Annotated in this window: 11 protein-coding genes; 6 read left to right on the forward strand and 5 right to left on the reverse strand. The window is 62.5% G+C overall.

Features of this window, described 5'->3' with window-relative positions:
• The first annotated feature begins 129 nt into the window (after positions 1-129).
• Both flgM and ACFOW7_RS07665 read left to right on the forward strand, forming a co-directional pair.
• Positions 130-441, forward strand: a complete 312-nt coding sequence (gene flgM, locus ACFOW7_RS07660; protein ID WP_378162769.1) for a flagellar biosynthesis anti-sigma factor FlgM — start codon at positions 130-132, stop codon at positions 439-441.
• Positions 442-444: 3 nt separating this feature from the next.
• The gene (locus tag ACFOW7_RS07665) at positions 445-924 is read left to right on the forward strand and encodes a flagella synthesis protein FlgN (protein ID WP_378162772.1); all 480 of its coding nucleotides are present in this window, start codon (positions 445-447) and stop codon (positions 922-924) included.
• A gap of 116 nt (positions 925-1040) precedes the next feature.
• Here the strand turns inward: ACFOW7_RS07665 and motD are convergent, their stop codons facing one another.
• Genes motD through ACFOW7_RS07690 form a run of 5 tightly spaced genes read right to left on the reverse strand, consistent with a single transcriptional unit; the run spans position 1041 to position 4754 of the window.
• Positions 1041-1832, reverse strand: a complete 792-nt coding sequence (gene motD / locus ACFOW7_RS07670) for a flagellar motor protein MotD (RefSeq protein WP_378162774.1) — start codon at positions 1830-1832, stop codon at positions 1041-1043.
• Between the two features lie 37 nt (positions 1833-1869).
• Positions 1870-2808 (reverse strand): S49 family peptidase, encoded by a 939-nt coding sequence (locus tag ACFOW7_RS07675; RefSeq protein ID WP_378162776.1) that lies wholly within the window; start codon positions 2806-2808, stop codon positions 1870-1872.
• Complete coding sequence (locus tag ACFOW7_RS07680) at positions 2805-3173, reverse strand: Rieske (2Fe-2S) protein (protein WP_378162778.1); 369 nt, start codon at positions 3171-3173, stop codon at positions 2805-2807. Before ACFOW7_RS07680 ends, ACFOW7_RS07675 begins: the two co-directional genes overlap by 4 nt.
• Positions 3152-3808 carry an HAD-IA family hydrolase gene (locus ACFOW7_RS07685; RefSeq protein ID WP_378162780.1) on the reverse strand — a complete coding sequence of 219 codons (657 nt, stop codon included), beginning with the start codon at positions 3806-3808 and terminating at the stop codon, positions 3152-3154. Before ACFOW7_RS07685 ends, ACFOW7_RS07680 begins: the two co-directional genes overlap by 22 nt.
• Positions 3801-4754: an RluA family pseudouridine synthase gene (locus tag ACFOW7_RS07690; protein ID WP_378162782.1), complete on the reverse strand. Its 954-nt coding sequence runs from the start codon at positions 4752-4754 to the stop codon at positions 3801-3803. The genes ACFOW7_RS07685 and ACFOW7_RS07690 overlap by 8 nt, the downstream gene beginning before the upstream one ends.
• 592 nt (positions 4755-5346) lie before the next feature.
• On the opposite strand from ACFOW7_RS07690, the gene ACFOW7_RS07695 reads away from it, so the two are divergent.
• From ACFOW7_RS07695 to fusA, 4 genes are all read left to right on the forward strand, one after another.
• Complete coding sequence (locus ACFOW7_RS07695; protein WP_378162784.1) at positions 5347-8577, forward strand: Rne/Rng family ribonuclease; 3231 nt, start codon at positions 5347-5349, stop codon at positions 8575-8577.
• Between the two features lie 525 nt (positions 8578-9102).
• Positions 9103-9900: an HDOD domain-containing protein gene (locus ACFOW7_RS07700; protein WP_378162786.1), complete on the forward strand. Its 798-nt coding sequence runs from the start codon at positions 9103-9105 to the stop codon at positions 9898-9900.
• 126 nt (positions 9901-10026) lie between these two features.
• Entirely contained in the window at positions 10027-12774 is a 2748-nt protein-coding gene (locus ACFOW7_RS07705; protein ID WP_378162788.1) for a response regulator, read from the forward strand.
• A gap of 613 nt (positions 12775-13387) precedes the next feature.
• Positions 13388-15418: an elongation factor G gene (gene fusA, locus ACFOW7_RS07710; protein ID WP_378162790.1), complete on the forward strand. Its 2031-nt coding sequence runs from the start codon at positions 13388-13390 to the stop codon at positions 15416-15418.
• Positions 15419-15469: the final 51 nt, after the last annotated feature.

Raw genomic sequence — 15469 nt, forward strand, 5'->3', positions numbered from 1 at the left:
TGCCAGAGCAAGCGGGCGGATCAGGAAAAAATATTGTTAACCAGGTCTAAAGTTCCTTGCTCCGCGTCCGATAAGGCACGTAGGATACCTCCGGGGTTTCGCGAGGCTATGGGAAGTAGAGGCTAAATCATGAAAATCGACAACAGCGGCAAACCGCTTCTTACCGGTTTGACCCGCCCCACCGACAGCCGCACGACGACGCGTGCGGCCACCGGCGAGACCGCCGCGCCGGAACAACGCGGCGACAGCGTCGAGGTCAATGCCTTCAGCGCCAAACTACAAGCGATGGAAGCCAATCTCGCCAACACGCCGGTCATCGATGAAAACAAAGTGGCCGAAATCCGACAGGCAATCGCCGAAGGCCGCTTTACCATCCGCCCCGATGCCATCGCCGACAAGCTGATGGCCAGCGTCAAGGAACTGCTCTCCGACAAGGGGTAAGTTTTGGAATCGCTGCTATCCCAGGCATTCGCGGCGGAGCTTATTGAGCTCGATCGTTTTATCGCCGTGCTCGAACGCGAGCAGGCGGCCTTGATCGCCAACGATCTCGCCGATCTGATCGAGATTGCCAAACAGAAAGCCGAGCGTGCACAGACTCTGGAAATGCTCGCACGCGAACGCAAACGCCTGTTTGATCTGAACGGCGTAGCAATCGACGACAATGTCCCGCATGAAATGCTTGCCGTCACCCGACTGCCAGCAGCCGACTTCCCCGCCCTCGCGGCACAATGGCGCGACCTGCTACAGAAAGCCCGTCACGCCAGCGCCCTCAATCAGACCAACGGTCAACTGATCAATACCCGCCAGCAGCAGAACCAGCAGATGATCGCCCTGTTCCAGAACGAACGCGCCGGCAATCTCTCCTACGACGCCTACGGCCAGCCTCGCCTGAGCAGCTCGGGCCACTCTCTGGGCAAAGCCTGATTGCCTCCACCTAGACCACCCGCACAAGGCGGCGGTCAATTTATTTCATTTCTGTTTTAATTCGACAACATGTATTGCAAAGGATTTGCAGTTTTCTTTCCATTTCAAGAAGCTGGCTACTGCCCATCAGCTTCAGGTATCGGCAGGGTAGCCACTTCCTCCTTCGCATCCGACAGTATCTGGATCGCCACTCGCCGATTGCGCGCCCGGCCTTCCGAGCTGTCGTTGCCATCAAGCGGCCGGTTGTCGGCGTAACCGATGGCCACCAACCGACGCGCCCCGACCCCGGCACTCTCGAACAGGCGCACCACCGTCCCGGCCCGTGCTGCCGACAATTCCCAGTTGGAAGGAAACTGGACCGAGCGGATCGGCTGATTATCGGTATGCCCTTCGATCTGGATAAGATTCTCGGCAGCCGCGAGCTTGCGGGCGATGGTCAGCAGGGTCTCGCTCGACTTGGCGTCCAGCGTGGCCGATCCGGTGGGAAACAGCAGACTGGCATTGATCTCAATCGCAATCCCCCGTCGGCTCTCCGTCACCCTGACCTGTCCCTCCTCGATCAGCGAGGCCAGGGTCTTTTGCAGATCGCGCGCCATATCCTTCATTTTCTCGGCTTGCTGCTGCCGCTCCTGGGCCGCGCGATTATTGCGAAAAGGCAGATCGATCAGCTTGGGCTGGGCCGAGCCGGTCGGTGGGGTATTGGGTTGGATCAGGGTGGGACTGGTGGGTTGCTGCTTGTTGAAGGCCAGTACCAGGGAATCGGACAGTACCCGGTACTTGCCTTCGTTGACCTGGGAGATGGCGTACATCACCACAAAAAAAGCGAACAGCAGCGTGATGAAGTCGGCATAGGACACCAGCCAGCGTTCATGATTCTCGTGCTCTTCGTGCTTGGTCTTGCGCGCCATCGCCCTCTCCCTGGTCAGACGGGCCGTCTGCTTGAGCTTAGCGCATCTTGAGTTCGAAGGTGGTGCCCAGCTGCTCGCCTGCGGCAGTGCCAAGCGAGCGGGCAAAGCGGTCCACCAACGACTCGCGCGGCGTGAAATCGACCAGGTTTTCGGCCTTGATCACATCGCGTGCCACCGTATCGGCGCTCGCCAGACCATCGGTCAAGCCCAGCGCCACGCTCTTCTCGCCGCTCCAGATCAGACCGGAGAACAAGGTCTGGTCTTCCTTGAGCCGCTTGCCCCGGCCTTGCCGCACCACATCGATAAACTGCTGGTGGACTTCACCGAGCATGGTCTTGGCATATTGGACCTGCTCAGGATTCTGCGGAGAGAACGGATCGAGAAAGCCCTTGTTCTCGCCAGCAGTCAGCAATCGCCGCTCCACTCCGAGCTTGTCCATGGCGCTGGTAAAGCCGAAGCCGTCCATCAGCACACCGATCGAACCGACCAGGCTTGCCTTGTCGACGAAGATCTTATCAGCCGCCACGGCCACATAATAGCCACCCGAGGCGCAGATATCCTCGACCACCGCGTAGAGCGGCACATCGGGATGGAGCTTGCGCAGACGGCGGATTTCATCATTGATCTGGCCTGCCTGGACCGGACTGCCGCCCGGGCTATTGATGCGCAGCACCACGCCCTTGGTGTTGTTGTCTTTGAACGCTGCACGCAAGCCTTCGATGACATTCTCGGCACTGGCGGCACTGCCCGGGGCGATGACCCCGCGCAATTCGACCAGGGCGGTATGTGGTCCAGTGCGCACCGGATCGGCGCTGCTGGCACTTTTCCAGCCAAAGATCAGCGCCAGCACCAAAAATAGATAGGAAAAACCCAATAGCTTGAAAAAGATGCCCCAGTTGCGGCTCTTGCGCTGCTCTTGCAACGCGGTGACGACCAGCCGCTCCAGTACTTCGCGTTCCCAGTTCTGCTCGCTCACACCTTGTCCCCTAGTTCACCGTCGGGCAGGTAATAGACCTCGCCCTCCTGCTCGACCACCGTCAATCGGGTCAGCCGCCTCCCCTTGCAGGGACCGCCCAGGCACAGCCCGTTATCGGGCCTATAGTACGCGCCGTGGGTAGCACAGACCAGATACTGCTTGCTCAGGTCAAAGAAGTCGCCTTCATTGAAGTCGAGCTCGATCGGGATATGCTGGCATTCGTTGAGATAGCCATAAACCCGCCCCATCCAGCGCACCACGAAAGCCGGCGCCGGCACACCGTGCCACTCGGCCTGGAAACGCCGCCCCAGGCCGCCATCGGTCAGGTCCTCGCTACGGCAGATCAGCCATTTTCGTTCAGCCATCGATCCAGCTCCGCAAAACTGTCGAATACCGCCAGCGGTGCCAGCGCTTCAAGCTCGGCACGTGGATGCGCCCCATAGCCCACCCCCAGCGCGGCCGTACCAGCATTGCCAGCCATCTGAAGATCATGGGTGGTGTCACCGATCATCACCGTGCGTCCGGCGATCACCCCAAGGTAATCACCGATTTCATGGAGCATCTGCGGATGCGGCTTCGAATGGCATTCATCGGCACAGCGGGTGATATCGAACAGATCGGAAAACCCCACGCTGCTCAATGCCCGGTCCAGCCCCCGGCGCGATTTGCCGGTGGCCACGGCCAGCCAGTGGCCGGCCTCCTTGTACCGTGCCAATGCCGCAGCCACCCCCTCGAACAGGGCAATTTCCCCATCACGGGCCAGATAGTGAGCGCGATAGCCATCCATGATCAACGCCAGGTCCCGGTCGCTGGCATCAGGTGCCAGATAGCGCATCGCGTCGGGCAGCGCATAGCCGATCACAAAGCTCGCTGCCTCGCGGCTTGGCACCGGGCGCCCCGCCTCGGCAAAGGCGGCCTGGATGGCATGGACGATCAGCGCCGTCGAATCAGCCAGCGTGCCATCCCAGTCAAACACGATCAGATCGAAGCGCTTAGTCATCGCCCAGCACCTCCAGACTGTCGAGGTAGCTGCTCAATTCCTGCGGCAGGGCCGCTTCCAGCTCAAGCGGCACTCCAGTCAAGGGATGAGGCAGACGCAGACGCCAGGCATGCAGGAACATCCGTTTCAGCCCTTGGCGCGGCAGCAGCTTATTGAGGGTGAAATCGCCGTACTTGTCGTCACCGAGAATGGGAAAGCCCGCCTGGGCCAGATGGACCCGGATCTGATGGGTACGACCAGTCTTGAGTTCGGCTTCGAGCAAGGTCGCGTCGCTGAAACGACGGTGGCGGTTGAATACCGTATGCGCCTCCTGCCCCTCGGGCCCGACCCGCACCCGGCGTTCGCCGCTCTCGGTGACGTATTTGAGCAGTTTGAAGCGCACATGACGGCGCGGATCGGGAAAGCAGCCTTTGACCAGCGCCAGATAGCGTTTATCGATACCTCGGTCGTCACGCAGCATCTCGTGCAGGGCTACCAGGGCGCTGCGTTTTTTGGCCACCAGCAAGAGGCCCGAGGTCTCGCGGTCGAGCCGGTGCACCAGTTCCAGGAATTTGGCCGTCGGCCGCAGGGCGCGCAATTGCTCGATCACTCCGAAACTGACCCCGCTGCCACCATGGACGGCCAGGCCGGCCGGCTTATTGATCACCAGCAGCGCCTCGTCCTCGAACACGATGGGCAGCGCCGGCCCCCGCGCCGCCTGCTCGCTTTCGAGTCGAGGCTGGGGCTCGGACAGCCGTAACGGCGGCACCCGCACCTGGTCGCCTTCGAGCATCCGATAGGTGACGTCGGCCCGCCCCTTGTTGACCCGGACTTCGCCTGAACGGACGATCCGGTAGATCAGCGATTTCGGCGCCCCTTTCAGGTGCTTCATCAGGAAGTTGTCGAGCCGTTGGCCCGCCTGTTCGGCGTCTACGGTCAGATAGGAAACTTTGCTCGGGGTGGTCATCTTGTCTTATACTTCGCTAGTCTTGGGCTCAGCAAATCGGCTCCCACAAGGTCGCCGCCCGCCTCGGACGAATCCGCCGTCGCCGGTCTGGTAGCTTCTCCGACACCTCGTCCCGGCCCATGTCAGGCGGATTATCTCACGCGCGACCGGCTCGCGCGGTTCTCGAATCCCGCTCTTTATCGCCACGTCGACACCCTCTTGCCGCGCCGGACCGTATTCTGATCCGAGCGCCATCGTGCGCAAGGCAGACGCCTAGAGGGAACGGGACCCAAGCCACCGAGCCGGTGGCTGGTTAACGTCGCTCACCAAATGAAAAACCCGGCGAACCGGGTTTTCGAGAAGCAGCGATGGTACTTGATTCGCAATACAGACGCACGAACCGGACATCGGGCGACCGCCACTCAGCGATCGCCAGCACGAGACGAGTACACCCGCGCGCGGGTACGCCCCGCAGCCGCGAAACCCACTGGGTCGACGGGAACGAGCCATCTTGCCAAGCGCAGCCAAACCCGCATAACCACCCAACGCCGGCGTCGCTGACGCCGTCGGTGTGCTCGTCCGCGCCCAGGTCCGGGTGCGGGAGAACCGTCCCATGAAACGCATGCTGTTCAATGCGACGCAAGCCGAAGAGCTGCGCGTCGCCATCGTCGACGGCCAGAAGCTCATCGATCTCGATATCGAGACCGTCGGCAAGGAACAACGCAAGAGCAATATCTACAAGGGGATCATCACCCGGATCGAGCCCTCCCTCGAAGCCTGCTTCGTCGATTACGGCACCGAACGTCACGGCTTTCTGCCGTTCAAAGAAGTCGCCCGCTCCTACTTCCAGGAAGGCAGCGAAGGCGGCCGCCCCCGTATCCAGGACGCCCTCAAGGAGGGCATGGAAGTCATCGTCCAGGTCGAAAAGGACGAACGCGGCAACAAAGGCGCCGCGCTGACCACCTTCATCTCGCTGGCCGGCCGCTATCTGGTCCTGATGCCCAACAACCCGCGCGGCGGCGGCGTATCGCGTCGCATCGAAGGCGAAGACCGGCAGGAACTGCGCGCCATGATGGACCAGCTCGATGTCCCGAGCGGCATGTCCATCATCGCCCGGACCGCCGGCATCGGCCGCAGCAGCGAAGAGCTGCAATGGGACCTCAACTATCTGCTGCAACTGTGGCGCGCCATCGAAAGCGCCGCCGGCGCCCAGGGCGGCCCGTTCCTGATCTATCAGGAAGGCAGCCTGGTCATCCGCGCCATCCGCGATTACTTCCAGCCTGATATCGGCGAAATCCTGATCGATACCGAGCTGATCTATGAACAGGCGCGCCAGTTCATGAGCCATGTGATGCCGGGCAACGTCAACCGGGTCAAGCTCTACAAGGACGACGTTCCGCTGTTCTCGCGCTTCCAGATCGAACACCAGATCGAAACCGCCTTCTCGCGCGAAGTGCCGCTGCCCTCGGGCGGCGCCATCGTGATCGACCATACCGAAGCCCTGGTCTCGGTCGATGTGAACTCGGCCCGCGCCACCAAAGGCGGCGATATCGAAGAAACCGCCGTCCGCACCAACCTCGAAGCCGCCGATGAAATCGCCCGCCAGTTGCGACTGCGCGATCTGGGCGGTCTGATCGTGATCGACTTCATCGATATGGAGAAGGCCGGCAATCAGCGCGAAGTCGAGAACCGACTGCGCGAAGCGCTGCGCCACGACCGCGCCCGGGTCCAGACCGGCAAGATCTCGCGCTTTGGCCTGCTCGAACTGTCGCGCCAGCGCCTGCAACCGTCACTGGGCGAAACCGCCCACCAGCCCTGCCCGCGCTGCCACGGCACCGGTTTCATCCGCGGCATCGAATCGTCGGCCCTGCATATCCTGCGCATCCTGCAAGAAGAAGCGATGAAGGAGAACACCGGCGCCGTCCACGCTCAGGTGCCGGTCGATGTCGCCACCTTCCTGCTCAACGAGAAGCGGGCCGATATCTTCTCAATCGAATCGCGCCTCAAGGTCAATGTGGTGCTGATTCCCAACATCCATCTGGAAACCCCGCACTACAAGATCATCCGCTTCCGTCATGACGATCTGAATCACGGCGACGAGATGCTGCCGTCGTACAAGATGATGGAAGCCCCGGCCGAGGAAGGCTATCAGCACGGCAATGTGGCCGAGAGCGCCAAGCCGCGCCAGGAAGCCGCTGTCAAAGGCATCACCCCGGCCCAACCGGCCCCGATCGCCGCCGAACCGGTGGCGCAGCCGGCCCAACCGCAGGAAAAGCCGTCGTTGATCCAACGTATCGTGCGCTGGTTCAAGGGCGAGGATGCCGAAACCGCCGCACCGCCGGCAGCCGCGCCCAAGCCCGCCCGTCCGCGCCGCGAAGCGCCGCGTACCGGCGACAGCCGCAGCAATACCCGCAACGACGCCAAGCCTGCCGATAACCGCCGCCCCAGCGGCAAGCCCCGGATCGAGGAAGACGAGCAGCCGCGTCCGCCGCGCCAGGAACGGCGCGAGCGCAGCGAGTCGCAGAGCCGCGAGGGCCGGCAGGAGCGCGAAGCCCGGGCCGAGCGTGAACCGCGTCAGGAACGTGAAGCCCGGGCCGAGCGTGAACCGCGTCAGGAGCGCGAAGGTCGCGCCGAACGCGAACCACGCCAGGAACGCGAAGGCCGCGCTGAACGCGAACCGCGCCAGGAACGCGAAGGCCGCGCTGAGCGCGAACCGCGTCAGGAACGCGAACGCCAGCCGCGCCAGGAACGCGAGCCGCGCAGCGAGGAAGCCCAGGTCAAGCAGCCAATGCAGGAAGTCGATGCCCTGACCAGCGACAGCATCCCGGCCGTAGCGCTCGAAGGCGAGACCATGGAGCAGGAAGGCCGTGGCCGTCGTCGGCGCGGTCGCCGTGGTGGTCGTGGTGGCGAGCGCAATGCCGAAGCCGGTGTGGTGCAGGAACAAGACAGCACCCAGGGAACGCCCGAAACGGGCAGCGAAGCCGCCGAAGCCGTCGCCAAGGACGCAGAACCGGTGCAGACGACAGCCGAAGCGCCGGTCACCGAACCGCATGCCGAAGTCGTGGCGCCGGTCGAGCCGCTCCGCCCCCGCGAGGAAGCCAGCAGCGTCCCGGAGCCAATCGAGACCGCTGAACCGCGCGTGGTCGAAACGCCGGTCGACACGGCAGGCATGCCTGCTCCAGCCGTCGAGGAAACCCTGGTCGTGCAACCCGTCGCGGCAGCGCCCATTGAACCGCCTCAGGTCAGCGAGCGCGATATCGTGATCGCCGAACCGGTCAAGCCCGCCCGCGGCGGACGCAGCCGCCAAAGCGAAACGGCCCGCGCCGAAGCCGCCCGTGCCGAGGCAGAAGCCGAATCGGCAGCGGAAAAAGCCGTCGAACCCGTCGCAGTCAGTGAAGCAGCCGAAGCCGCGCCGATTGCCGCCGCACCGGTCGAGCCCGCCGCTGCCGACGCAGCGCCGGTCGAAGCCGAACCGGCCAAGCCGGTCGAGGCTGCACCGGCCGAGGTGGCAGCCATCGCCAAAGCCGAGCAAACCGAAGCGGCCCCGGCGCCGAGCGAGAGCAAGCCCGCGCGCAAAGCCGCCGTCGCGGCCGATACCATCGTCGCTTCCATCGGCACTCCCGGAGAAGCCGGTCTGGTACAGGTCGCCACCCGGATGGCCCCGGTCGAGCCGCCGGTTGCACAAGAAGCCGAGTCCACCTCACCCCGCCGCCGTCGGCGCGACAGCCAGCAGCTCGAACCGCGCCCCATGGTGCAGGAGCAACTGGTCCTGGTCGAAACCCGCCACGAGATGGCCGCTTCGACCGAGCCGCCGGCTCAACACGACGACGCCGATAAGCGCTAAGTCGAACGCAGCAAAGAAAAGGGAGTCCTCGGACTCCCTTTTTTCATGCGCTAGGCCGCGTCGGCCGCAACAGCCCCCTCAATTGGCGCTGTATCCGGCACGGAACCTTACAGTCCACGGCCTGAAGCTGACGCGCTGTATCCGGACCCGCTGACGTCGAGTTTTTCGGAAATGCCCTGAGGGATTAGACGGATCCACCATCATGCTTTTTCAGCGCATCCGGACCTGGTTCGGGTCGGACTTGGACGCCAGGTGAGCGCCCGCCTCGCGCGCTTGGACACCATTCCTGACGAGAACTGAGGTAGAGGGTGATAGAGACCAGGGCTGCCACTTGGATGATGCGTACAGCTTTTAGCAGGATGCTTTATGACTTAAAATATTTATATTGTTACAAAAAAATCTAAATCTAGTAAATATTCTTCATATTTATTTCCATTTCTCTTACGACAGTCCCCCTCCATCTTCCCTCCTGCTCCTGCACGCACAGCAGCTAAACTGAGATGAGTCCATTTCGCGCCACCGCCTATGCCTGCCTCGCTTACCGATCTGCTGGAGCACACCAACCGCCTGGTGCCGATGCCCAATGTGGTGCGCGAACTGCTCGCCAGTCTTAACGACGAAGACGCCGATCTTCATCTTCTGGCCCGCAAGATCGCGCGCGACCAGATCATCGCGGCGCGGGTGCTGCGTTTGGCCAACTCGCCCCACTATGGCAATCAGCGCCAGATCGCCAGTATCGACGAGGCGGTCGTGATACTGGGCTTTCATACGCTGCGAACGCTGGTGATCGCCGCCGGCATTACCGGTGCCTTTACGCCGCAGGGTTTTGACCGGGTGCGTTTCTGGCGCCACAGCTTCGAAGTCGCCATCCTGGCGCGAGGCTTGGCGCGTCAGACTGGGCTGGGTGCCGATCTGGCCTTTACCTGCGGTCTGATGCATAACCTGGGCGAATTGTGCGTGCAGACCTTTTCCCCCGAGACGGCAGAAATGCTGCGTCGAGGCGGTGCGGAGCTGGGCTTCGACTTTCCCCAGGTAGGCGTCGCGCTGGCCCGGCAGTGGCACTTTCCCGACCAGCTTGCCGAAGCCATCGGCCAGCAGACCGCACCGACCCAAGGCGAACCGCCCTCCCCACTTGCCGCCGTACTATGGCTGGCCCAGCACATCAGCACGAGCTTCGCCGCCGAGGAAGACGACGAGACCATTGCCGCCGCCTTGCCGCCACCGCTGCTGGCTTTGGCCGGATTGGACACGACGCCGCTCGATGAACTGCTCAAATTGCTGCGGGTGCCGGAACAGAACTACGCCGAACTGATGGCCACCTAAGGGTCGCCCCCGGAGCCGCTGCCGACCTGCTATGCTGGAGCAACGCCTTGACTCGCGGCGCCGTCCGTTCCCTCCGGCGACGGCTAGCGCGGAATCACAGCCACCGTCCCCAGCAGCGAGGCCGTCGTGACCGAACCCGACCCCGTTCCTTCCTTATCCAACAGCCAGACCATCGAGGCACTGCAACAGCGTCTTTGCCAGCTCGAAGCCCGCAACGCCGAGCTCGAAGCGGCACTTGCCCTGTCACGCTCTGAACTCGATACCCTGATCGAAGAGGCCCCGCTATCGATTGCGGTGTTTGAAAGCACCAGCCAGAGGTTTCTCGCCCTTAACCGCAATTTCCGTGAAGTCCTGGGTTACGACCTGCACGATATGCCTTATGTGCATGACTGGTGGCCACTTGCCTACCCGGACAACGAATATCGCCAAGCCATCCGCACCGAGTGGGAGCGACGGGTACAGGAAGCGACTGAACAGGGCATCCAGATCGAGCCGATGGAAGCCATCGTGCGCTGCAAGGACGGCCGCGACCGGGTAATCCTGTTTGCCGCCCGCAGCCTGGGCCAGCAGAGCGTGGTGATGCTGGTCGATCTAAGCGATCTGCGCCAAGCCGAAGGGCAGTTGCGCCAGGCCACTCGCGAGGCTGAAGAAGCCACCCGGGCCAAGAGCGAATTCCTGGCACGGATGAGCCATGAAATCCGCACCCCGATGAACGCCATCATGGGCATGGCCCGGCTGGCACTTCAGACCGATCTCAACCCCAAACAGCGCGACTATCTCAACAAGATCAAGCTGTCTGCCCACACCTTGATCAATCTGATCAACGACATCCTCGACTTCTCCAAGATCGAAGCAGGCAAGCTCGAGCTGGAACAGACCGAATTCGACCTTGAACGGGTACTCGACGCGGTCGCCGATGTCATCATCCTCAAAGCCGAGGAAAAAAAGCTCGAAGTGCTGTTCTCGATCTCGCCCGACACGCCCCGCACGCTCTATGGTGACCCGCTGCGGCTTGGCCAGATCCTGATCAATCTGGCCACCAATGCGGTCAAGTTCACCGAGCGCGGCGAGATTGTGGTGACCGTTTCCACCGATGCCGTCGGAGAAGCTGAAGTTCAACTGCGCTTTTCGGTGCGCGATACGGGCATCGGCATCGAACCCGAACAGGCGGCCCAGCTATTCCAATCGTTTTCACAGGCTGACTCCTCGGTGACCCGCAAATATGGCGGCACGGGCCTGGGACTGGCGATCTGCAAGCAGTTGACCGAGATGATGGGCGGACGGATCTGGGTCGACAGCCAACCAGGACGAGGCAGCACCTTTACCTTTACCGTCCAGGCCAGACTGCCCGAGCGCAGCGAAGCTGTGCTGCCGCAGCGCTATGGCGGCCTGGGCGGCCGGCGCATCCTGATCGTCGATGACAATGCTTCGGCCCGCGACATCCTGCAATCGATGGCCGAAGCGCTGGGACTGAGCGCGGCAACCGCCGACTCGGCCGCCAACGCCATCGAGATGCTGCGCTATGCCTCCGACCGGGGTCAGCCATACGAACTGGTATTGATGGACTGGCGCATGCCGGAAGTCGATGGGTTGGCGGCTTCCAACCAGATCAAGAGCGATCCCCGCCTGATCCAGATCCCGGCGGTGCTGATGGTCACGGCCTATAGCCGCGAAGAACTGCTGCGCGAGGCCGACCAGCTCGATGGCATGCTGATCAAACCTGTGACCGAGTCGGCCTTGTTCAATGCACTCGCCGAAGTATTCGGCTGCGCCGACCAGCCCCGCGAAGAGGCCGCCGTCGAAACCCGGCAGGATCTCAGCCAGCTCAAGGGGCGACGGGTACTGCTGGTCGAGGACAACCCGCTCAATCGCGAAGTGGCGACAGAATTCCTGGCGGAAGTTGGTATTGCGGTCAGCGTGGCCGAAAACGGTCGTCAGGGCGTCGAGCGGGTCCATGCCGAACCGTTTGATCTGGTGTTGATGGATATCCAGATGCCCGAGATGGATGGGCTGACCGCTACCCGGGAAATCCGCCGCGATCCACGCTTTACCTCGCTGCCCATCATCGCCATGACGGCGCACGCGATGGCTGCCGCCCAGCGCGCCAGTCTCGACGCCGGTATGAACGACCATATCACCAAGCCGATCGACCCCGACACGCTCTACGACACCCTGCTGCGCTGGCTGCCCGACCGCGAGCGGCCCGGACAGCCCGGGCGGCGTCCGCCGCGAAGCAGCGGCGGTGCCGAGTCGGGCGACCTGTCGGGCATCGACCTGACCCTGGCCGTGGCGCGGCTTGGCGATAATCCCGACCGGCTGCTGCGCATCTTCCGAGGCTTTATCAAGGATTTCTCCACCCTGTCGGCCCAGCTCGACGAGCGAATGGCCGAGGGCGACCTGGGCGCCGTGGCGGCAGCGGCACATACCATGAAATCGGCAGCAGGCTATGTCGGCGCGGCGGAACTCGGCGAGACCGCCAAGTCGCTTGAAAACGCCGCCCGGGCTCATCAGGTCGAAACCAGCCGCGAACTGCTGATCCGCTTTCATGAGCAGCTCGCCACCGTGTTGAGTAGCCTGTGCAATCTCACCCAGGCTCCCAGCGCCTCGAACTCGCTGACCCCGAACCAGCGTCAGATCGCGCTTGAGCTGATCGACCAGGTGATGCCGCTGCTGGGCAAGGGCGACTTCACCGCCCTGACCTTGCTCGACGAGTTGGCAGGCCAGCTTGCCGGCTCTCCGCTGGCGCACAATATCGAGGAAGTCTGTCGGCTATTCGAGCAGCAGGAAACCGAACTGGCCTCACAGGCATTGCGGCGACTGCATCAGGCACTCAGCGGCGAAGGCGGTAGTAATTCACCTTGTTACATGATCTGACCTGATAGGCGATACGGAACGCAGATTATTATCGGCTGATTTATCAAAACCGCCCCGAAATGGCGCGAGCGAAATTAAAATTGATTTCGCTATTGACCGCCTGCAATTTCGCAAGGTATATTTCGACACCTTCAATCAGACAAGCAGAAAGGCAGATCGTGAAACATTACCCGTCCCTCAACGCCCGTATGTCCGCCGTGCAACGGCTGGCCATCGCACGCGTTGTCACGGGCGAAGCAAATGATTTGATGACCTAGCCTTTCGAGCCCAGCTCGGGAGGCCAAGGCCTTCCGGGTAAAGCAGAAAACCCCCGGTCGGCATAGCCCCCGGGGGTTTTGTTTTGCCGATTTTCTCTGAAAAAACAAGGGTTTTGCCATGCGCACCTACGACAAACTGATCAATACGATTCGCCCGTGCCAAGGGGCGCCGGGCTTGCGCCCGTCCCTTGGCACGGCGACGGCTACCAGCAACGCCGCCGCTTCGGCGCAGGCCAAGCGATAAGGATCGGACGATGAGCCAAAGCCACCGATCCAAACAGATTTAAATTCCGCCGGTAATCGGATAATTCGACCGGCGGAAATAGCCGGATTTTATCCGATTAAAGGTGTGAATTATGGAAACCCGAAAACTCCGTAATATAGGGATTATTGCGCACGTCGATGCGGGCAAAACAACGACGAGCGAACGTATTCTTTATTACTGTGGCGCCAGCCATCGAATGGGCGAAGTCCATGAAGGCTCGGCAGCCATGGATTTCGATCCGCAAGAGCAGGCACGCGGTATCACGATCAATAGTGCGGCGACCCAGGTCAACTGGCGCGATCACGCGATCAACCTGATCGATACCCCGGGCCATATCGATTTCAATATCGAGGTCAATCGCTCGCTGCGGGTACTCGATGGAGCCGTGGTGGTGTTCGATGCCGTCGCCGGCGTCGAGCCGCAAACCGAAACCAATTGGCGTCTGGCCGACCACTACCGGGTGCCGCGTATCGGTTTTATCAACAAGCTCGACCGGGTCGGTGCCGATGTGACGGCCGTACTCAGCGGCATGCGCGAACGGCTGGGTACTACCCCGCTCTTGCTGCAATGGCCGCTTGGCGAGGAAGACCAACTGCGTGGCGTGATCGATCTGCTGACCATGCAGGCACTGGTGTGGCCCGAGCAAGGTGCCGGCCACTACAGCGTGGCAGCGATTCCAGTGCAACTCCAAGCCATCGCCCAGGCCCGCCGCGCCGAGCTGATCGAAGCGGCCGCCGAGTTCGACGATGTGGCATTGGCCGATTATCTGGAAGGCCGCCAACCCGATATCGACCGGCTGCGGGCCGCCATCCGCCGCGCCACGCTGGCCGGCCTGGCTGTGCCGGTCCTGTTGGGCTCGGCCTACCGCAATAAAGGGATCGAGCCGCTGCTCGACGCCGTGCTGGACTATCTGCCCGCTCCCGCCGAGCTGGCCGAGCGCCAGCCGGTCGAGGCCGACAGCGCCGGGCCGCTTGCGGCGCTGCTGTTCAAAGTGAGCGCCGACGACCATGGCAACCTGGCTTATCTGCGGCTCTATCGCGGCAAGCTGCGGCCGGGCGATAGCGTGATCGACGGCGCCAGCGGCCGACGCGAACGGGTAGGCCGGCTGTATCAGATGCACGCCGATCGCAAGGTCGAGCAGACCCTGGCGGTGGCCGGTGACATCGTTGCCGTAAGCGGACTCAAGTCGTGCCGCACCGGCGACACCTTGTGTCATCCGCAGCATCCATTGCTGCTCGAATCGATCGTCGCCCCGGAGCCGGTGATCGAGATTGCCCTCGAAGCGCGTCAGCAGACCGAGCAGACCCGGTTGGCGCTGGGCTTGCAGACGCTGGTCCGGGAAGACCCGAGCCTGCGACTGCGGCAAGACGAACAATCGGGTCAGACGCTACTGGCCGGGATGGGCGAATTGCAGCTCGAAGTTACGCTGGAAAAGCTGCGCAGCCGCTTCGGCATGACCGTGGCGACCGGGCAACCCCGAGTGGCTTATCGCGAAACCATCGCGACCGCCAGTACCAGCCGCTATCTGCATAAAAAGCAGAGCGGCGGTCCAGGCCAGTACGCCGAAGTCGTACTGCGACTGGAACCGCTGGCAGCAGGCAGCGGTGTGCTGTTCGACAACCAGGTGGTCGGCGGTGCAGTGCCGCGCGAACTGGTGCCAGCAGTGGAAACCGGTATCCGGGCCGCCTGCGAGGCAGGTGTACTGGCAGCCTGCCCGTTGACCGATCTGCGTGTCAGCCTGATCGACGGCAGCTACCACGAACGCGACTCGTCGGCACTGGCCTTCCAGCTCGCGGCAGCCGAGGCCCTGCGGCAAGGGGCACGGGCAGCCGGACTGAAGTTGCTTGAACCGGTGATGACCGTCGAGGTGATCACCCCGGCCGAAGCACTCGGCGACTGTATCGGCGATCTGCAACGCCGACGCGGTCAGGTGCAGCACCAGCAGATACGCGGCCATGCCTTTGTCCTCGAAGCCGAGGTGCCGCTTGCCGAGATGTTTGGCTATATCGGCCGTCTACGTACCCTCAGTGCCGGACGGGCCAGCTTCAGCATGCATCTGGCAGGCTATCGCGAAGTACCGGCAGCGCTGACCAAAGTCGTGGTCGTCGCTACCACACGTTGATGAAATCGCCACTTTGGCATTGCTGTTTGAAATGACTTGTTGATGGCAGTA

Origin of the sequence: Chitinimonas lacunae (genome assembly GCF_042650885.1) — a bacterium.
Taxonomy (GTDB): Bacteria; Pseudomonadota; Gammaproteobacteria; order Burkholderiales; family Chitinimonadaceae; genus Chitinimonas_A; species Chitinimonas_A lacunae.

Coding starts and splice junctions, on each gene's coding strand:
- flgM (WP_378162769.1), top strand. CDS start 130: ATGAAAATCGACAACAGCGGCAAACCGCTTCTTACCGGTTTGACCCGC.
- motD (WP_378162774.1), bottom strand. CDS start 1,832: ATGGCGCGCAAGACCAAGCACGAAGAGCACGAGAATCATGAACGCTGG.
- ACFOW7_RS07680 (WP_378162778.1), bottom strand. CDS start 3,173: ATGGCTGAACGAAAATGGCTGATCTGCCGTAGCGAGGACCTGACCGAT.
- ACFOW7_RS07685 (WP_378162780.1), bottom strand. CDS start 3,808: ATGACTAAGCGCTTCGATCTGATCGTGTTTGACTGGGATGGCACGCTG.
- ACFOW7_RS07690 (WP_378162782.1), bottom strand. CDS start 4,754: ATGACCACCCCGAGCAAAGTTTCCTATCTGACCGTAGACGCCGAACAG.
- ACFOW7_RS07695 (WP_378162784.1), top strand. CDS start 5,347: ATGAAACGCATGCTGTTCAATGCGACGCAAGCCGAAGAGCTGCGCGTC.
- ACFOW7_RS07700 (WP_378162786.1), top strand. CDS start 9,103: ATGCCTGCCTCGCTTACCGATCTGCTGGAGCACACCAACCGCCTGGTG.
- fusA (WP_378162790.1), top strand. CDS start 13,388: ATGGAAACCCGAAAACTCCGTAATATAGGGATTATTGCGCACGTCGAT.